At 70.7% G+C, this 18,309-nt stretch carries 16 protein-coding genes; 3 read left to right on the top strand and 13 right to left on the bottom strand.

Going from position 1 to position 18,309, the window contains the following annotated elements:
• Positions 1-42: 42 nt before the first annotated feature.
• From ribH to MK786_RS11795, 5 genes are all read right to left on the bottom strand, one after another.
• Positions 43-522 (bottom strand): 6,7-dimethyl-8-ribityllumazine synthase, encoded by a 480-nt coding sequence (gene ribH, locus MK786_RS11815; RefSeq protein ID WP_241112435.1) that lies wholly within the window; start codon positions 520-522, stop codon positions 43-45.
• Positions 519-1,799, bottom strand: coding sequence for a GTP cyclohydrolase II (ribA, locus tag MK786_RS11810; RefSeq protein ID WP_241112434.1), 1,281 nt, complete (start codon positions 1,797-1,799; stop codon positions 519-521). The genes ribH and ribA overlap by 4 nt, the downstream gene beginning before the upstream one ends.
• Complete coding sequence (locus tag MK786_RS11805) at positions 1,796-2,482, bottom strand: riboflavin synthase (RefSeq protein WP_241112433.1); 687 nt, start codon at positions 2,480-2,482, stop codon at positions 1,796-1,798. The genes ribA and MK786_RS11805 overlap by 4 nt, the downstream gene beginning before the upstream one ends.
• Entirely contained in the window at positions 2,482-3,507 is a 1,026-nt protein-coding gene (ribD, locus tag MK786_RS11800; RefSeq protein ID WP_241112432.1) for a bifunctional diaminohydroxyphosphoribosylaminopyrimidine deaminase/5-amino-6-(5-phosphoribosylamino)uracil reductase RibD, read from the bottom strand. Before ribD ends, MK786_RS11805 begins: the two co-directional genes overlap by 1 nt.
• Positions 3,508-3,809: 302 nt before the next feature.
• Positions 3,810-4,769: a sugar-binding transcriptional regulator gene (locus MK786_RS11795; protein ID WP_241112431.1), complete on the bottom strand. Its 960-nt coding sequence runs from the start codon at positions 4,767-4,769 to the stop codon at positions 3,810-3,812.
• 95 nt (positions 4,770-4,864) lie between these two features.
• On the opposite strand from MK786_RS11795, the gene MK786_RS11790 reads away from it, so the two are divergent.
• The gene (locus MK786_RS11790; RefSeq protein ID WP_241112430.1) at positions 4,865-6,580 is read left to right on the top strand and encodes a glycerol-3-phosphate dehydrogenase/oxidase; all 1,716 of its coding nucleotides are present in this window, start codon (positions 4,865-4,867) and stop codon (positions 6,578-6,580) included.
• A 112-nt stretch (positions 6,581-6,692) separates the two neighbouring features.
• Positions 6,693-8,288 carry a glycerol kinase GlpK gene (gene glpK / locus MK786_RS11785; RefSeq protein WP_241112429.1) on the top strand — a complete coding sequence of 532 codons (1,596 nt, stop codon included), beginning with the start codon at positions 6,693-6,695 and terminating at the stop codon, positions 8,286-8,288.
• Here glpK and MK786_RS11780 read toward each other — a convergent pair whose 3' ends face one another.
• Together MK786_RS11780 and MK786_RS11775 are read right to left on the bottom strand one after the other, a co-directional pair.
• On the bottom strand, positions 8,289-9,161 hold the full coding sequence (locus tag MK786_RS11780) for an Fpg/Nei family DNA glycosylase (RefSeq protein WP_241112428.1): 873 nt from the start codon (positions 9,159-9,161) through the stop codon (positions 8,289-8,291). It abuts the gene before it with no gap.
• Positions 9,162-9,352: 191 nt separating this feature from the next.
• Positions 9,353-9,919, bottom strand: coding sequence for a GNAT family N-acetyltransferase (locus tag MK786_RS11775; protein WP_241112427.1), 567 nt, complete (start codon positions 9,917-9,919; stop codon positions 9,353-9,355).
• Between the two features lie 227 nt (positions 9,920-10,146).
• Between MK786_RS11775 and MK786_RS11770 the strand changes: the two genes are divergently transcribed.
• Complete coding sequence (locus tag MK786_RS11770; protein WP_241112426.1) at positions 10,147-11,028, top strand: endonuclease domain-containing protein; 882 nt, start codon at positions 10,147-10,149, stop codon at positions 11,026-11,028.
• 66 nt (positions 11,029-11,094) lie between these two features.
• Here MK786_RS11770 and trpS read toward each other — a convergent pair whose 3' ends face one another.
• The 6 genes from trpS to sdhA form a co-directional block, all read right to left on the bottom strand.
• The gene (gene trpS / locus MK786_RS11765) at positions 11,095-12,099 is read right to left on the bottom strand and encodes a tryptophan--tRNA ligase (RefSeq protein WP_374200471.1); all 1,005 of its coding nucleotides are present in this window, start codon (positions 12,097-12,099) and stop codon (positions 11,095-11,097) included.
• A gap of 94 nt (positions 12,100-12,193) precedes the next feature.
• Complete coding sequence (locus tag MK786_RS11760; RefSeq protein ID WP_241112425.1) at positions 12,194-13,042, bottom strand: exodeoxyribonuclease III; 849 nt, start codon at positions 13,040-13,042, stop codon at positions 12,194-12,196.
• A 64-nt stretch (positions 13,043-13,106) separates the two neighbouring features.
• A complete protein-coding gene (locus MK786_RS11755) occupies positions 13,107-14,423 on the bottom strand; it encodes a YihY/virulence factor BrkB family protein (protein ID WP_241112424.1) in 1,317 nt (438 codons plus the stop codon).
• Between the two features lie 9 nt (positions 14,424-14,432).
• Positions 14,433-15,677, bottom strand: coding sequence for an MFS transporter (locus MK786_RS11750; protein WP_241112423.1), 1,245 nt, complete (start codon positions 15,675-15,677; stop codon positions 14,433-14,435).
• A 10-nt stretch (positions 15,678-15,687) separates the two neighbouring features.
• Positions 15,688-16,476 carry a succinate dehydrogenase iron-sulfur subunit gene (locus MK786_RS11745; RefSeq protein ID WP_241112422.1) on the bottom strand — a complete coding sequence of 263 codons (789 nt, stop codon included), beginning with the start codon at positions 16,474-16,476 and terminating at the stop codon, positions 15,688-15,690.
• Entirely contained in the window at positions 16,476-18,302 is a 1,827-nt protein-coding gene (gene sdhA, locus MK786_RS11740; protein ID WP_241112421.1) for a succinate dehydrogenase flavoprotein subunit, read from the bottom strand. Before sdhA ends, MK786_RS11745 begins: the two co-directional genes overlap by 1 nt.
• Positions 18,303-18,309: the final 7 nt, after the last annotated feature.

Genomic DNA, 18,309 nt, shown 5'->3' with positions numbered 1-18,309 from the left:
CGCAGATCGATGGGCGACGGTGGTCGCAGGTGACCGGGCCGGTCAGCCGGCGCGCAGCTCGCGGAGCACCAGAGCCGTGCGGATCGCCGCATCCGCTGCTTCCCTGCCCTTGTCCTCCTCGGAGTCGGCGAAGCCGGCGCGCGCGATGCCCTGGGCCTCGTCGTCGAGCGTGAGCACGCCGAAGCCGACCGGCTTGCCGGTGTCGAGCGCGACGCGGGTCAGGCCGTCGGTCGCCGCCGAGGACACGAACTCGAAGTGGGGTGTGCCGCCGCGGATGATCACGCCGAGCGCGACGACCGCGTCGGCCCCCGCCTCGAGCGCGGTCTTCGCGGCGACGGGCAGCTCGAACGATCCGGGGACGCGCACCAGGCGCCACGTCGCCCCGGCGGAATCGAGAGCACGCTTCGCGCCGGCGATGAGGCCGTCGGTGATCACGTCGTGCCACATGCCGGCGATCACGACGACGTCGAGACCGGAGGCGTCGACGGTCTCGACAGCCTGGGGAGCGCCCTTGCCGCTCACCGCTCTGCTCCTTCGTGCATCTGCGCCAGCGCGTCGGCGAGGTCGCCCTCGTCGATGAGGTGGCCCATCCGGTCGCGCTTGGTCTCGAGGTACTGGTGGTTGTTCGGTCCGACGCCCACGAGCAGCGGCACCTGCTCGACGATGTCGAGTCCGAACTCGCGCAGCTGCTTCACCTTGTCGGCGTTGTTGGTGAGGAGGCGCACCTTGTCGACCCCGAGGTCGGCGAGGATCCCGGCGGCGGCCGCGTAGTCGCGCGCGTCGGCGGGCAGGCCGAGCGCGAGGTTCGCGTCGACGGTGTCGAGGCCGCGCTCCTGCAGCGAGTACGCGCGCAGCTTGTTGATGAGGCCGATGCCGCGTCCTTCGTGGCCGCGCATGTAGACGACCACGCCGCCGTCCTGCTCGATGGCGTCGAGCGCGGCGTCGAGCTGGGGGCCGCACTCGCACTTGAGCGATCCGAACGCCTCACCCGTCAGGCACTCCGAGTGCACGCGCACGAGCGGTGCCTCGCTCAGCTCGCCCGACACGACGGCGAGATGGTCCGTGCCGGTGACCCGATCCTTGTATGCGAGGAACCGGAACTCGCCGTGCGAGGTCGGCACGAGGGCCTCGGCGCGCAGGCTCACGCGCCGCTTGTGGGCGGCGTGCGCCTGGGAGGCGGGGTCGAGCGGCTCATGCTCGTCCAGGTAGGCGATGAGCTGCTCGATCGTGATGACGGGCACGCCGTCACGCGCGCCGAGCTCCTGAAGCCCGGGCAGCCGCATCATCGAGCCGTCCTCCGCCACGACCTCGGCGATCGCGCCCACCGGCTGCACCCCGGCGAGGCGCATGAGCTCGACAGCCGCCTCGGTGTGACCGCCGCGCTCGCGCACGCCGCCGTCCACCGCGCGCAGCGGCAGGATGTGACCGGGGCGGATGACGCTTGTCGGGCCCGACTCCGGGTTCGCGAGAACGTTCAGCGTGTGGGCCCGGTCGGAGGCGCTGATGCCGGTCGACACGCGATCGGCGGCATCGACGCTCACCGTGTAGGCCGTCGAGCGGGCGTCCTGGTTGACCTCCACCATCGGCGGCAGGTCCAGTCGGTCCGCCCAATCGGCCGGCATCGGCGCGCAGATGAAGCCGCTGGACCAGCGCACGGTCCACGCCAGCCACTCGGGCGTCGCGAGCTCGGCGGAGAGGACGACGTCGCCCTCGTTCTCGCGGTTCTCGTCGTCGGCGACGATGACGGGCTTGCCGGCGCGGATCGCGTCCAGCGCCTCGGGGATGGTGGAAAGGCTCACTTCGAGCCTCCTTCCGTGGGTGGGGCGGTGGCCGCCGGGTACTCGGGGGTGGCGGGAGCGGCCGAAGCCGCGGAGGCGAACGCATGGAGGCGCTGCACGTGGCGGGCGAGGATGTCGGTCTCGAGGTTGACGCGGTCACCGGCGACCCGGCGGCCGAGCGTCGTCGCCTCGAGCGTCTCGGGGATGAGCGAGACCTCGAACCAGTGGACGCCGCCGGCCGGCGCCGCCGGGCTGGCCGCGCTCACGGTCAGCGAGACGCCGTCCACGGCGATCGAGCCCTTGTCGACGACCAGCGGGGCGAGGTCGGCGGGGAGCGCGATGCGCAGGACACGCCACTGCGCACCGGGACGCACCTCGAGCACCTCGCCGGTGCCGTCGATATGGCCCTGCACGATGTGGCCGCCGAGGCGGCCGTGCGCGACCGTCGCACGCTCGAGGTTGACGGGGTGCCCGGCCTCGACCGCGAGCAGCGTCGACATGTCGAGGGTCTGGCGCATGACGTCAGCGGTGAACCAGTCGGGTCCCTGGCCGACGACGGTGAGGCACACGCCGCTGACCGAGATGGAGTCGCCGTGCGCGGCATCCGACACCGCCTTCGGCGCGCGGACCGTGAGACGCACCCCGTCGCCGGAGGCCTCCACCGCGGTGACCTCGCCGATCTCCTCGACGATTCCGGTGAACATCAGCTGACTCCTTCTGTGGCAGGGGCGGCGACGACCAGCAGATCGTCGCCGAGCTTCTCGACGTCGCGCACGGTGAGGCGGCGCGCTTCGCCGATGGTCGTGACGCCGACGTCGCGCAGGGCGAGCATGTCGCCGCCGATCAGCGCGGGCGCGATGTAGACGAGGAACTCGTCGGCGAAGCCGGCGCGCACGAACGAGGCCGCGATGGCGGGGCCGCCCTCGACGAAGACGCGGTGCACGCCGCGCGTGCGCAGGTCGTCGAGTGCGGCGACGAGGTCTCCCGGGTACTGCACGAAGGGGAGCGGATGCTGTCGCACGGCCGCACCCTCGGGCACGGAGCGCTCGCCGAGCACGACCGGCATGGGCTGATGCGCGAGCAGGGAGCCGTCGACGTCGCGCGCGGTGAGGGCAGGATCGTCGGCGAGGAGCGTGCCCGTGCCGACGACGATGGCGTCGGCTGCCGAGCGACGCCGGTGGACATCCGCGCGCGCAGCGGGTCCGGTGATCCACTTGCTCGTGCCGTCTGCCGCCGCAGCGCGGCCGTCGAGGCTCTGCGCCCACTTGACCGTGACGTGCGGACGACCGAGGTGCTGGACCGTGAGCCATGAGTCGAGCAGCGCGTGCGCGTCGTCGGCGAGCACTCCCGACTCGACCACGAGGCCGGCGTCGCGCAGGCGCCGCGCGCCGCCGGAGGAGACGTCGTTGGGGTCGTCGATGGCGTAGACCACGCGGGCGACGCCCGCAGCGATCAGCGCCTCGGCGCAGGGGCCGGTGCGGCCGGTGTGGTTGCAGGGCTCGAGCGTGACGATCGCGGTCGCCCCGGCGGCGTCGCCGGGGGAGAGGCGCGAGAGCGCGTCGACCTCGGCGTGCGGAGTGCCGGCTCCGCGGTGCCAGCCTTCGGCGAGGATCTCACCGGCGCGGGAGAGGATCACGGCGCCGACCTGCGGGTTGATCCCGCGCGGTCCGCGACGGGCGAGGTCGAGCGCCCGACGCATCGCGTCGTGCTCAGCCGGTGTCGCCGTCATTCGTGTCCTCCGTGTCGGTCGCGGTGATCCGGGGCACGGGAGACCGGCGACGCGCATGGCGTCGCCCGTGCTGCCTCCCATCCGGACTAGCGACAGATACCTGTCGCATCACCGTCGGTTCCGGATTTCCACCGGATCAGCCGTGGCGGCACCCATTCGGATGCTGATGCCGCGGCTCGCGGACTGTCACCGCCGGTTCGGATTCTCACCGACCCCGGAGCACGTTGATGCTCTCAAGTCTACTCAACGTCCCCGACGCGAGTTCATTCCATGTGTTCGCATGAAACGCTCCGTCACGCGGGTCACTCGGTGAGAGCGCGTGCGACCGCCTCGTCGACGACGAGCTCGGTCGCAAGGCCGGCGGCGAGGGCGCCCCGCAGGCTCACGAGCTTCGACACCCCCGACACGACGCAGAGTCGTCGCGGCACCGCACGCAGGACGTCGAACCGGGGTCCGGTGGCGCGTTCGTTGAGCGGGATGCCGTCGCTGGATCCGTCAGCGCGGAAGAAGACCGTCGCCACGTCGCCGACGACGCCTTCGGCCTCGAGCGACGCGAGCTCCTGCGCCTCGAGGTAGCCGCCCGAGTAGACGTGGCTGGGCACACGCGAGTCGGCGGAGCCGGTGCTGAACACGACGAGGTCCATGGCCGCCTGCATCGCGAGAATGCGCCGCGTGCTGCGCTCCCGCCACATCGCGCTCTTCGTGCGCGGGTCGTCGAAGAACGCGGGTACCGGGAACTGCTGCGCACTGCCGCCGTAGGCGGCGGCGAACCGGCTCAGGATCTCGCTCGCATAGAGGAGGCCCGTCGTGTGCGTGTTGCCCGACCCGTTCAGCTGCACGAACGTCGTGCCGTGCGCCGGTTTCGGCGCGAGCCGCCGGCTGATCGCTGCCGTCGTCGACCCCCAGGCGACGCCGATCGTCATACCCTCGCCGATGAGGTCTCCCAGCAGGTGGGCCGCGGCGACCGAGACGCGTTCGAGGCGCTCCACCTCGTTCGCGTCGTCGGGGACGGGAACGACGTGGGCGGCCACGCCGAAGCGCTCGGCGAGGTGCTCCTCGAGCAGCTGAGGCGCCGCGAACGGGGAGCGGATGCGGATGTCGACGATGCCGGTGGCGCGCGCCTGCGTGAGCAGCCGCGAGACCGTCGATCGCGACGTGCCCAGTTCGCGCGCGATCGCCTCCATCGTGCGGTCCTGCACGTAGTAGAGGTGCGCGGCGGTCAGTGCCCGCTGAACGGTGCGGGCGTCGAGGATCTCTTCCACGCCTCCATCGTTGCACGTATGTGCATACGGTCTGCAAGGACGTCCAGCGATGCCATCATGGATGGACAGCCGGACGAACACGACGGGGGACGACGATGGGCTCACGCACCGCACCAGGATTCGACGCACTGGCCGAACGGCCCTACGCCGACGTCCTGATCGTCGGCGGGGGCATCAACGGGCTCGCCACCTTCCGCGACCTCGCGATGCAGGGCGTCGACGTCGCCCTCGTCGAGCGCGACGACTTCATCAGCGGGGCGTCGGCGGCCTCGTCCCACATGATCCACGGCGGCATCCGCTACCTCGAGAACGGCGAGTTCCGCCTCGTCCACGAGGCCGTCACCGAGCGCAACGCGCTGCTGCGGATCGCCCCGCACTACGTGCGCCCGCTGCAGACCACGATCCCGATCTTCTCGACGTTCTCGGGCGTGCTCAGCGCGCCGCTGCGGTTCCTGCGTCACGGCGGAGGCAAGCACACCGAGCGCGGCGCCGCGCTCATCAAGATCGGGCTCGTGATCTACGACTCGTTCTCGCGCGGCGGCGGCCGGGTGCCGCGCCACGCGTTCCGCGGCCGCAAGCGCTCGCTGCAGGAGCTGCCGGCGCTGAACCCCGACGTGAAGTACACCGCGACCTACTGGGACGCCTCGCTCCATGACCCCGAGCGGCTCGCGATCGACGTGCTCCGTGACGGCCGCCGGGCGGGCGGCGACCAGGCGCGCGCCGCGAACTACACGGCCGCAGTCGGTGTCCAGGACGGCCGCGTCGTGCTGCGCGACATGGTGTCGGGTGAGGAGCAGCCGTTCGCGGCATCCGTCGTCATCAACGCGTCCGGCCCGTGGACCGACCTCACGAACCTCGCCCTCGGCGATCCCACGAACTACATGGGCGGAACCAAGGGCTCGCACATCGTGCTCGACAACCCTGAGCTGCTCGCGGCGACCGGCGGGCGCGAGCTGTTCTTCGAGAACGCCGACGGCCGCATCGTGCTGATCTACCCGCTCAAGGGTCGCGTGCTCGTCGGCACCACCGACCTCGAGCACCAGATGGGCGAGCCGATCGTGTGCACCGAGGACGAGGTCGACTACTTCATCGACCTCATCGGGCAGGTGCTCCCCGCGATCGCGGTGAACCGCTCGCAGATCGTCTACCGCTTCTCGGGCGTGCGTCCCCTGCCCGGCCACGGCGACCTCGCGCCCGGATTCGTGTCGCGCGACTACCGCGTCGAGGCTGCTCCGCTCGTGGGAGGGGATGCCACGGTGCTGAGCCTGGTCGGCGGCAAGTGGACCACGTTCCGTGCGTCGGCCGAGCACCTCGCCGACCGCGCTCTCGAGCTGCTGGCGCGTCCGCGCCGGCGGTCGACCAAGGGCGTCGCCATCGGCGGTGGCAGCGGCTTCCCGACCACCGAGCGTGCCCGGCAGCAGTGGATCGCCGGGCATGCTGACGGGCTGCCCGCCGCGCGCGTCGCCACGCTGCTCGACCGTTACGGCACGGTGGCGGCCGACCTCGTCGCGGCGATCATCGACGACGCGGACGACACCGCGCTGGTGCACACCCCCGGCTACAGCAGCGCCGAGCTGCGGCACCTCGCGCTGACGGAGGACGCCGTGCACCTCGACGACCTGCTCATGCGGCGCACGAGCATCGCCTTCGTGGGCGGCGCGACCGAGGACGCCGTCGGCGAGATCGCTGCGGTCGTCGCGCCGGTGCTCGGGTGGGATGCCGCGCACACGGCGGCAGAGGTCGAGCGTGCGATCGCGAAGGTGCACGCGGCCGACCCGTCGTGGGCCGAGGCATCCGCCACCCCGCGATAACCTGACCGCAGCCGGACGCACGCGAGCGCGCGCCGGCGTGACCGCAGCCGGACGCGCGAGCGCGCGCCGGCGTCGCACGCGGGCGGTGCCGCCCGTGAGGAAGGAGCCGGCGTTGGCCGACCACGTTCTGGCGATCGATCAGGGCACGACCTCGACGCGGGCCATCGTGTTCGACTCGTCGGGCGCCGTCGTGTCGGTCGCCCAGCGAGAGCACGAGCAGATCTTCCCCCGCGCGGGGTGGGTCGAGCACGACCCCGTGGAGATCTGGACCAACACCGAGTGGGTGATCGCCTCGTGCCTGTCGCGGGCCGGGGTCGCGGCATCCGATATCGCCGCCGTCGGCGTGACCAACCAGCGTGAGACGGCCATCGTGTGGGACCGCCGCACCGGACGCCCCGTGCACAATGCCCTGGTGTGGCAGGACACCCGCACGCAGCCTCGCATCGACGAGCTCATCCGGACGGGCGACGCGGGCGGTGGGGGTTCGAGTTCGAGCGCGGCTTCGGGCGCGGCTTCGGGCGAGGGCGCCTACCGCTTCGCCGAGACCACCGGGCTGCCGCTGGCGACGTACTTCTCGGCCTCGAAGGTCGCATGGATCCTCGACCACGTGCCGGGTGCGCGTGAGGACGCGGAGGCCGGGCACCTGGTGTTCGGCACGCCCGACACGTGGGTCATCTGGAACCTGACGGGCGGGGCTCGCGGCGGCATCCACGTGACCGACGTCACGAACGCCTCGCGCACGCTGCTGATGGACCTGCGCACGCTCGACTGGTCCGACGACCTGCTCGCGGTATGGGGCATCCCGCGATCGATGATGCCCGAAATCCGCTCGTCGTCCGAGGTCGTCGGCACCTCACAGCTGCCCGACGTCCTGCACGGCACGCCCATCGCCGGCATCCTGGGCGATCAGCAGGCCGCGACATTCGGACAGGCGGCCTTCGACGCCGGCGAGTCGAAGAACACCTACGGCACCGGCAACTTCCTGCTGGTCAACACCGGCACCGAGATCGTGCGCTCCGGCAGCGGGCTGATCACGACCGTGGCGTACCGCTGCGGCGAGGAACCCGCGCGGTACGCCCTCGAGGGATCGATCGCCGTGACCGGATCGCTCGTGCAGTGGCTGCGCGACAACCTCGGAATCATCCAGCGCTCCGAAGACGTCGAATCGCTCGCCGCCACCGTCGACGACAACGGCGGCGCGTACTTCGTGCCGGCGTTCTCGGGCCTGTACGCGCCGTACTGGCGCCCCGACGCGCGCGGCGCACTCGTGGGCATGACCCGCTACGTCAACAAAGGCCACATCGCCCGCGCCGCCCTCGAATCGACCGCGTTCCAGACGCGCGACGTCATCGAAGCCGTGGTCGCCGACACCGGCCGTGGGCTCGACGAGCTGCGCGTCGACGGCGGCATGACGCGGAACGACGCGCTCATGCAGTTCCAGGCGGACATCCTCGGCATCCCGGTCGTGCGCCCGAAGGTCGTAGAGACCACGGCGCTCGGCGCGGCCTACGCGGCCGGGCTGGCGACGGGGGTGTGGAGCACGCGCGACTCGCTGCGCGCCCACTGGCAGGAGGACGTGCGCTTCGAACCCCTGATGACCGAGGACGAACGCGAGCGCCGCTACCGCCTGTGGAAGAAGGCGGTGTCGAAGTCGCTCGACTGGGTCGACGACGACGCCCGCACGCTCATGGGTACCACCGACGGCTGATCACTTGAGCAGCCGCGACAGTCGCCGGTCCGCGAGGATCTTCCCGCCGGTCTGACACGTCGGGCAGTACTCGAGCGAGTTGTCGGCGAAGAAGACGCTGCGCACCTCGTCGCCGCACACCGGGCAGGTCTCGCCGCGGCGTCCGTGCACCTTCATGCCGCGACGCTTCGCATCCTTCAATTCGGCGGGAGGCTTGCCGGACGCCTCAGCAACCGCCTCGGCGAGGGTGTCGGTCATCGCCTGGAACAGGCGGTCGATGTCGGCGTCGTCGAGGCTCGACGCCAAGGCGTACGGCGACATCTTCGCCGCGTGCAGGATCTCGTCGGAGTACGCGTTGCCGACGCCGGCGATCGTGGCCTGGTCGCGCAGCACGCCCTTGATCTGCGTGCGGCGGCCGGCCAGCAGGCCGGCGAGCGTGTCGCGCGTGAAGGAGGAGTCGAGCGGGTCGGGTCCCAGCCGGGCGATGCCGGGGACGTCGGCCGGGTCGCGCGCGACGTAGACGGCGAGCGACTTCTTCGTGCCCGCCTCGGTGAGGTCGAAGCCCGAGCCGTCGGAGAGCGCGACGCGCAGCGCGATCGGCGTCTTGCCGGGTCGGATGAGCGTCGTCGGCGGCTGGTCGTAGAACCTCAGCCACCCCGCCTTGGCGAGGTGGAAGACGAGATGGGGCGCGGCATCCGTGCCCGCCGTCACCAGGTCGACGAACTTGCCGTGGCGCGCGACCCCCGCGATACGGGCGCCGGTGAGGGCCTCGACCGGAGGGTCGTACGTCTTCAGCGCGGCGATGTTCGCCACCGAGACGCGCGTGACCTCGAGTCCGGTCACGCGTCCGCGAAGGAACTCGACGAGACCCTGCACTTCGGGCATCTCGGGCATGGGGACATCCTGCCACGGGCGGCCGACGGGCGTGCCGGGCTTGACGCCGCCGGGCGGCGGCTCGGCGCTCGTCGTCGAGGACAGGCGTGGGTGCTCGGCGCTACTCGTCGAGGACCGGCCAGCGCTGACGCCCGCGCGGGGCTCGACGCCACTCGTCTCGGACCGGGCAGGGCAGGCGTGGGTGCTCGGCGCTACTCGTCGAGGACCGGCCAGGGCTGCGGCATCCGCTCGTCCGTTCTGAGCAGTGCGGCGATCCAGCCGTCGTCGCGGTACTTGGCGTTCGCGAGCGCTTGGCGCAGCAGTCCCTCGTAGCGGAAGCCGAGTGCGCGCGCGACGCGCGCCGAGGCGGTGTTGCCGACGACCGCGCGCCATTCGATGCGCGTCAGATCGAGGCCATCGGCGGCGAAGCCCCAGTCGATCACGGCGTTCGCGGCCTCGGCGAGGCGCCCGCCGCCGCGCGCCCACGGCGCCATCCAGAACCCGATCTCGCCGTTGCCCATGCCGTCGACGCGGTACATGCCGATCGTGCCGACGAGGGCGCCCTGCTCACGCACGGCCCATGTCAGGTTCTTGCCCGCCTCCCAGTCCCGGGGCACCTGCGCGACGAAGCCCTCGGCGTGCGAGCGCTCGTAGGGCACGGGCACGGGCGTGTAGCGCTGGATGCCGGCGTCCTGGCATGCCTCGAGGATGGCGTCGACGTCGGCCTCGGTCGGCAGCGACAGCTCGAGCCGCGCCGTGCGCAGAGTCACCGGTTCCATCGGCTCAGGCTACCGGGCGGGAGGGCGTAGAAGCTCGGCGTCGTGAGCCTGTGCACAACGTCGGCACATCGCGGTGCCGAGCGCTCGATCGTCGGCACGAGGCGACCTCACAGGCGAGTTGCCGACGCTGTGCACGCGACTCCTCCGCAGCCGCACGCGTTCCGTCCCGTTCCACAGAAGTCGGGAGCGGGGGATCTGCGAGTCCGGCGGTCAGCGAGCCTTCCGCCATGAAGACCCCCGACTTGGAGCGCGCGAAGATCCTCGACTCGATCGTGCTTGGATACGCCGAGCTCCGCCTCGAGTTCTCGCGCCGGCGAATCGATGCGCTCCTGGCCGATGGCCGGATCATCCGGCTGCGCAAGGGCTCGTACGTGGGAGCCGATTGTCCGCCCCTTCTGGTCGAGGCCGCGCGAGCGGGCGGACGCCTGGACTGTGTCTCGCTGCTGCGGCTGCTCGGGGTATTCGTCCTCGAGTCGGCGGGCACCCATATCCAGATGGACAGGACCGCTACGCGCATCCCGCGAAAGGACGCTCGCTTCGTGAGGCACTTCCGTGCGTCGGGCGTGGTTCGGAGGAGCCTTGCGGCAGACCTCGTCGAGGCGGTCGCGCAGGCGTGCCGGTGTCAGTCCCCTCGCGCGGCGATCGCCACGCTCGATAGCGTCCTGCACCTGGGGCTGCTCGACGAAGTCGGGATCGCCGAGGTGTTCGCGCGCCTTCCGCGTCGATACCAGGTGTTGCGGGAACTGCTCGATCCGAGGAGCGAGTCGGGCCCCGAGACACTGGTCCGACTCCTCGTGCGCGGTCTCGGCCTCGACATCGATCTCCAGGTGGTCCTCAGCGGGGTAGGCCGAGTCGACCTCATCGTGGATGGCTGGCTGATCATCGAGTGCGACAGCGAGGCACATCACTCGGGGTGGCAGGCTCGCCGACGCGACAGCAGGCGCGACCTGGCGGCGGCTGCGCTCGGATTCACCACGCTGCGGCCGATCGCGGAGGACATCATGTACCACCCCGACACCGTGGTCGAGGCTGTGCGGGGACTCGTCGCAGCGCGTCGCGGCGCGCACAACGTCGGCGAACCGCGTACCCGCACCCGCGGTACCCGGTGATCGATCGTCTTCGCTGCCCGCCGTGCCGACGTTGTGCGCGGGCGGTCGGCCGGCGACGAGCCGCGCTCAGACCCGGCGGAGGAGGCCGACTCTGTCGTAGACGTGGCCGAGCGTGCGGTCGGCGACCTCGTCGGCCTTCGCGGCGTTCGAAGCGAGCACCCGGTCGAGCTCCGCCGGGTCGTCGAGCATGTCGAGGGCGCGCTGGCGCACCGGACCGAACTCCTCGACCACGACGTCGGCCAGGCCCTTCTTGAAGTCGCCGTAGCCGCGGCCCGCGTACTCGTCCTCGAGGGCCGGGATCTGGCGCCCGGTGAGGGCGGCGTAGATCACGAGCAGGTTCGATACGCCCGGCTTGTTCTCGCGGTCGTAGCGGACCGTGCCCTCGCTGTCGGTGACGGCGCGCATGATCTTCTTCGCATTCTTCGCAGGGTCGTCGAGCAGCCACAGCACGCCCGCGTCGGTTTCGGCCGACTTCGACATCTTCGCGGTCGGGTTCTGCAGGTCGTAGATGCGCGCGGTCTCCTTCTGGATCACGGGCATCGGCACCGTGAACGTCTCGCCGAAGCGGCTGTTGAACCGCTCGGCAAGATCGCGCGTCAGCTCGACATGCTGCTTCTGGTCGTCGCCGACCGGCACGATGTCGGTCTGGTACAGCAGGATGTCGGCTGCCATCAGCACGGGGTAGGTGAAGAGGCCGACCGACGTGGCGTCGGCGCCGTAGCGCTGCGACTTGTCCTTGAACTGCGTCATGCGGCCCGCTTCGCCGAAGCCGGTGATCGTCGACAGGATCCAGGCGAGCTCGGCGTGTGCCCGCACGTGCGACTGCACGTACAGCGTCGACTTCGACGGCTCGATGCCGGCGGCGATGTACTGCGCGGCGGTGCGGCGCGTCTTCTCACGGAGGTGCTCCGGATCCTGCGCGACCGTGATCGCGTGCAGGTCGACGACGGAGAAGAACGCGTCGTACGCCAGCTGCAGGTCGCGCCACTGCATGAGGGCCCCGATGTAGTTGCCGATCTGGAGGGAATCGGCTGAGGGCTGCATGCCGGAGTACAGACGGGGTTTGCTCACCAGACAATCCTAGGGGCCGTCACCGGGCGGGCTTCCGGCAGCCGTCGGGGGGACTGCGCGAGCCAGGACGACGGATGCCGCGGCCCGTGCCTCGTCAGAGCCCGAGCGTGTAGTCGGCGACGACGGGGGAGTGGTCGCTCCACCGGGTGTCCCACGAGGGCGCCCGGACGACCTGGTAGTTCGTCGCGCGGGCTGCCAGCGCGGGCGTCGCGAGGTGGTAGTCGATCCGCCAGCCGCTGTCGTTGTCGAACGCGCGTCCGCGCATCGACCACCACGTGTACGGGCCGTCGACGTCGCCGTGGGCCACGCGTCCGACGTCGACCCAGCCGAGGCCGGTGCCCGTGGTTCCGTCCACGGCCGTGACCTGCTCTCCCGCGGCGCCGAGGAACCGGTCGAAGTACGCGCGCTCGCGGGGGAGGAACCCGGCCTTCTTGACGTTGCCCTTCCAATTGCGGATGTCGAGCTCGCGGTGCCCGACGTTGAGGTCGCCCATGATGAGCGCGAACGGGGACGACTGCTCGAGCTGCGGCATCCGCCTCTCCATCGCATCGAGGAAGGCCCACTTGGCCTCCTGCCGGGGCGTGTCGGCCTCGCCGGTGTGGACATACGCGCTCACGACCGTCAGGCGCTCGCCGTCGATGTCGAAGTCGGCCTCGATCCAGCGCCCGGCGGAGTCCAGCGGCTCAGGCCCAAGCACACGGCGCACCTCGACGGCGGGCATGCGGGTGGCGACGGCCACACCCGCGCGGCCCTTTGCCAGCGCCTCGTCGTTGACGATCTCCCAGCCCGGAAGCACGGCCTGCACCTCATCGAGGGTCGCCCGCACCTCCTGGAGTGCGAGGACATCGACGTCGGCGGCGTCGAGCCACTCGATCATGCCCTTCCGGGTGGCGGCGCGAATGCCGTTGACGTTGACGGAGGCGATGCGAACTCGGCGGGGCACGCCCGCCAGCCTATCCGCGACCGCAGACACGATCGGCAGCGAAGCCACCCGTCCGGACCAGCGCTCAGGGAGGGCCCGGCTTCTCACCCTTCGCCGCGTCCGAGGCCTTCGGAGACCGCTTGGACGGCTTGCGCGGAGCCTTCGGCGGCGGGGGCGTCAGAGCCTTCACCGAGTGCGGCGGAGGAGGTGGAGCGGATGCCTCGACCTGCCGCAGCTCCTCCTCCGCTTCGCGGACGGCACGATCGGCGAAGGGACGGCGGAACCAGGATGCCTGCGCTCGCGCGTCCTTTGCGGTGCGCAGCCGTACGCGTGCCGCGAGGAGGAGCGCGGCATGCTCGGCTGCGATCCGCTCGGCCTCGGTCTGCGGAAGGATCGCGACGTCGCGGTCGCGGGCGGCGACGGCGACCCACGAGGCGGCGACCAGCATGACGATGCCCATGAGCCGGAACCACAGCAGCATCCCGACGAAGAAGGCGAATCCGGCGAGCAGCGGATTCGACGGCGTGTAGCTCAGCAGCAGGCCCGCGCCGAGCTGCAGCAGCGAGAGCCCGATGCCGCCGATGATCGCGCCCGGCCAGATGCGTCGCCACGGCAGCTTCGTGCCGGTCAGGAACCGGAAGAGACCCGCCAGCGCGGCCGAGGTCACGGCGAATCCGATCAGCAGGGACCCGGCGCTGACGGTCAGCTCGGTGGCTCTGCTCGCCACCCCCCAGCCGATGAGCGACACCAGCCACTCGACCGCGTAGGCGCCGATCGTGCTCAGCGCGGCGCCGAGGATCAGCACCGCGCCGAACAGCAGCGCGGCGAGCAGGTCGCGCGCTTTCAACAGGAAGTAGCTGCGGCGGTCGGGCGGGATGGCGAAGAGCTCCCGCACCGCGCGGCGCGTGTAGGTCACCCAGTCGATGGCGGTCCAGATGAGGGCGCCCAGCGCGATGACTCCCGTCCAGCCCAGCACACCCGAGTTCTGCGAGGCGATCGCCTGCACCTCCTCGGGCGTGGCGAAGGCGCTGTTGTCCGAGATGAGGTCGGGGATGTAGCTGTTGATCAGATTGATGAGCGCGTTCACAGCATCCGGGTTGCCGCCGAGCCACAGCCCCGTGATCGCGAACGCGAGGTAGATGGCGGCGAAGCACGCGAACAGCGCGACGTAGCTGACTCCGGCCGAGAGCAGGAAGCCGTTCTCGATGAGGAAGTTGCGCCACACGCGCACGGGGAACCACGCCAGCGTCGCCTCGGTCAGCTGCGTAGCGCGACTGAGGGGAACATCGAACCGCTGCCGCAGGTGGGCTTCGGTCACCTCCCACCGCTCGCGCAGCGACTCCTCCTCGCGCTGGGCGGCATCGGCCGCCGTCTGCGCGTCCGGCGAGGGCGTCTGCGTCACGGTGTCAGATTAGCGACTGGTGCCGGTGCCGGTCGCCTGGGTGCCCGGCGATGCGACCTCTCCGACGCGCGAGGGGGAACGGAACCGCCGCACCGCCAGCAGGATCGCCGCGAGGGCGACGGCGGGGATGAGGAACGCAGGTCCGTAGCCGGTGACGTCGGCGAGCAGCCCCACGACGACGGCGCCCAGGATCGCGCCGGCGTAGTTGAACAGGTTCACGCGGGCGATGACCTGGTCGCTGTGAGCGGGGGAGAGCTCGCCGGCTGCGCCGAACGTCACCGGGATCAGCACGCCGGCGCTCACGCCCGCGAGCGCGAAGCCGATGATCGCCGCGGCCGGGAACGGCACCAGCGCGACGACGGCGCAGCCGATCGCCGACGTCACCGCGGCGATCGCGACGAGCCGCGGACGCCCGAGCGCTGGGATCAGGCGGTCGGTCACCAGCCGGGTGACCAGCACGACCGCCTGGTAGGCCGCGTAGCCGAGCGGCGCGATCCACGCGAGCGTCTCGAGGTCGAGCTGGAGGTACTGGGTGCTCCAGGTGCTCACCGCCGAGTCGGCGATGAAGACCGCGAGGATGACCAGGCCGAAGATCCAAATCCCGGCGCGCGGCAGGTTCGCGCGCTCGCCGGGCGGCAGCGCCTCGTCGATCGGGACCTCACGGAGGAGGAATCGGATGCCGATCACGGCCGCGCCGAGGGCGATCACGGCCGCGCAGATCAGCGCGATGCCGGCGGCCGTCGCGGTGAGGGCGACGGCGGAGACGAGGAGCGCGCCGGCGATCGCGGCGGCCGTCGCCGCGGCGAAGAACGAGCCGAGCAGGTGGCGCCCGTATGCGCGCTGCACAGCCACGCCCTGCATCGCGGCGGCGGCGTCGACGCAGCCCAGGCCGACGCCGAACACGCCGAAGGCGCCGGCGAACACCGCGAAGGGGGTCGGAAGAGCGATCACCGGCAGCGCGACGGCTTGGACGATCAGGCCGAGCGACAGCGCCGTGCGGCTTCCCCACCGCACGGCGACGGCGTTGGCGATCACCGAGCCGAGGGCGGCGGCGACGGCTACGCCCAGCACGAGGATCGACACGATCGCGGCATCCCGGATGTCCTGTCGCTGCTGCAGCGCGGGCAGGGAGGTCACGATCACCGCGTAACCCAGACCCTGCGCCACGTAGGCGGCCGTCACCGCGCCGCGGGCGCGCCCGAGCGAGGGGTCGAGCGGAGCGGTCGGCGCGTCGTCGCGCAGCGGCTCTGTCACACAGGGAAGCCTAGGGGCGTCCGCGCAGAACCGCCTGCTTGACTTCGGCGATCGCCTTCGTCACCTCGATGCCACGCGGGCACGCCTCGGTGCAGTTGAAGGTCGTGCGGCAGCGCCACACACCCTCTTTGTCGTTGAGGATGTCGAGGCGGACGTCGCCGGCATCGTCGCGCGAGTCGAAGATGAACCGGTGCGCGTTGACGATCGCGGCCGGGCCGAAGTACTGGCCGTCGGTCCAGAAGACGGGGCACGAGGAGGTGCACGCGGCGCACAGGATGCACTTGGTCGTGTCGTCGAAGACCTCACGGTCGACGATCGACTGGATGCGCTCCTTGCCCGGCTCGGGCGTCGAGTTCGCGATGAGGAACGGCTGGACCTCGCGGTAGGAGGCGAAGAACGGCTCCATATCGACGACGAGGTCCTTCTCGAGGGGCAGGCCCTTGATCGCCTCGACGTAGATCGGCTGCGAGATGTCGAGATCCTTGATCAGCGTCTTGCAGGCCAGGCGGTTGCGGCCGTTGATGCGCATCGCGTCGGAGCCGCAGATGCCGTGCGCGCACGAGCGGCGGAAGGTCAGCGAGCCGTCGACCTCCCACTTGATCTTGTGCAGCGCGTCGAGGACGCGGTCGGTCGAGTACAGCTCGACGTCGTAATCGACCCAGCGCGGCTCCTCGTCGACTTCGGGGTCGAAGCGACGGATGATGAACGTGACGAGGAACGACTGGATGCCGGTGTCTGCCGGCGTCTCGACCTGGGTGGGGGCGTCGGTGGACGCGTCCGCAGCGATGACGGTGGTCATCAGTACTTCCTCTCCATCGGCGGGTAGTTCAACTCGCCCTTGTCGTTCCGCGTGAAGACGACCGGTTTCCAATCCAGCTCGATGTGGTCCTCGGCGTGGGACGAGTGCGGGTCTCCGGTGAGGTACGCCATCGTGTGCTGCATGTAGTTCTCGTCGTCGCGGTGCGGGAAGTCGTCGCGCATGTGGCCGCCGCGGCTCTCCTTGCGGTTGCGGGCGGTGACGACGACGACCTCGGCGATGTCGAGGAGGAACCCGAGCTCGACCGCCTCGAGCAGATCGGTGTTGTAGCGCTTGCCCTTGTCATCGACGTGCACGTTCTTGAACCGCTCGCGCAGCTCTTCGATGACCTCGAGCACCTCGCCGAGCGACTCCTCGGTGCGGAACACCTGTGCCTTGCGGTCCATCTCTTCCTGCAGCTGCTTGCGCAGGACGGCGATGCGCTCGGTGCCCTGGTTGTCGCGCAGCCCCTCGATGAGCCCGCGCACCTCGGCGGCGGGGTCGTCGGGCAGCGGGACGAAGTCGGCCGTCTTGACGTACTCGACCGCGTTGCGGCCGGCGCGCTTGCCGAAGACGTTGATGTCGAGCAGCGAGTTCGTGCCGAGGCGGTTCGACCCGTGCACCGACACGCACGCGCACTCGCCGGCGGCGTAGAGGCCGGGGACGACGGTCGTGTTGTCGCTCAGCACCTGTGCATCGTTGTTCGTCGGGATGCCGCCCATCGCGTAGTGCGCCGTCGGCATGACCGGAACCGGCTCGACGACCGGGTCGACGCCCAGATACGTGCGGGCGAACTCGGTGATGTCGGGGAGCTTCGTCTCGAGCACCTCGGCGCCGAGGTGAGTGCAGTCGAGCAGCACGTAGTCGCGGTGCGGCCCCGCGCCACGGCCCTCGGCGACCTCTTGGACCATGCAGCGACTCACGATGTCGCGCGGGGCGAGGTCCTTGATCGTCGGGGCATAGCGCTCCATGAACCGCTCACCCGAGGCGTTGCGCAGGATCGCGCCCTCACCGCGGGCGCCTTCGGTGAGCAGGATGCCGAGGCCGGCGAGACCGGTCGGGTGGAACTGGAAGAACTCCATGTCCTCGAGCGGCAGGCCCTTGCGCCAGATGATCCCGACGCCGTCGCCCGTGAGCGTGTGGGCGTTCGACGTCGTCTTGAAGATCTTGCCGAACCCGCCGGTGGCGAAGATGACGGCCTTCGAGTGGAAGACGTGCAGGTCACCGGTGGCCAGCTCGTAGGCGACCACGCCCGCGATCTCCGTCTTGCCGTCGGCATCCTTCACCGTGATCAGGTCGAGCACGTAGAACTCGTTGAAGAAGTTGATGCCGAGCTTGACGCAGTTCTGGAACAGCGTCTGGAGGATCATGTGTCCCGTGCGGTCGGCGGCGTAGCACGCGCGGCGCACCGGCGTCTTCCCGTGGTCGGCCGTGTGGCCGCCGAAGCGGCGCTGGTCGATCTTGCCCTCCGGCGTGCGGTTGAACGGCAGACCCATGTTCTCGAGGTCGATGACCGCGTCGATCGCCTCTTTCGCAAGGATCTCGGCGGCGTCCTGGTCGACGAGGTAGTCGCCGCCCTTGACGGTGTCGAACGTGTGCCACTCCCACGAGTCCTCTTCGACGTTGGCGAGCGCCGCGGCCATGCCGCCCTGCGCCGCCCCCGTGTGGGAACGCGTCGGGTAGAGCTTCGAGATGACCGCCGTCCGGGCGCCCGGCCCTGCCTCGATCGCTGCTCGCATGCCGGCGCCGCCGGCGCCCACGATGACGATGTCGAACTGGTGGTAGTGGACGCCGTCCTTGACGTAGCTGTCCGGGGTCTGATTGCTCACGTAAGAG

The organism is Microbacterium sp. CFH 31415, assembly GCF_022538185.1.
In the GTDB taxonomy this organism is placed as follows: domain Bacteria; phylum Actinomycetota; class Actinomycetes; order Actinomycetales; family Microbacteriaceae; genus Microbacterium.
This window is presented reverse-complemented; position numbering and strand designations above follow the sequence as displayed.

Excerpts from the sequence above, each read along its gene's own strand:
- MK786_RS11790 (WP_241112430.1), top strand. The coding sequence starts at position 4,865 with ATGGGCTCACGCACCGCACCAGGATTCGACGCACTGGCCGAACGGCCC.
- MK786_RS11775 (WP_241112427.1), bottom strand. The coding sequence starts at position 9,919 with ATGGAACCGGTGACTCTGCGCACGGCGCGGCTCGAGCTGTCGCTGCCG.
- MK786_RS11770 (WP_241112426.1), top strand. The coding sequence starts at position 10,147 with ATGAAGACCCCCGACTTGGAGCGCGCGAAGATCCTCGACTCGATCGTG.
- MK786_RS11805 (WP_241112433.1), bottom strand. The coding sequence starts at position 2,482 with ATGTTCACCGGAATCGTCGAGGAGATCGGCGAGGTCACCGCGGTGGAG.
- MK786_RS11780 (WP_241112428.1), bottom strand. The coding sequence starts at position 9,161 with ATGCCCGAGATGCCCGAAGTGCAGGGTCTCGTCGAGTTCCTTCGCGGA.
- ribD (WP_241112432.1), bottom strand. The coding sequence starts at position 3,507 with ATGACGGCGACACCGGCTGAGCACGACGCGATGCGTCGGGCGCTCGAC.
- MK786_RS11745 (WP_241112422.1), bottom strand. The coding sequence starts at position 16,476 with ATGACCACCGTCATCGCTGCGGACGCGTCCACCGACGCCCCCACCCAG.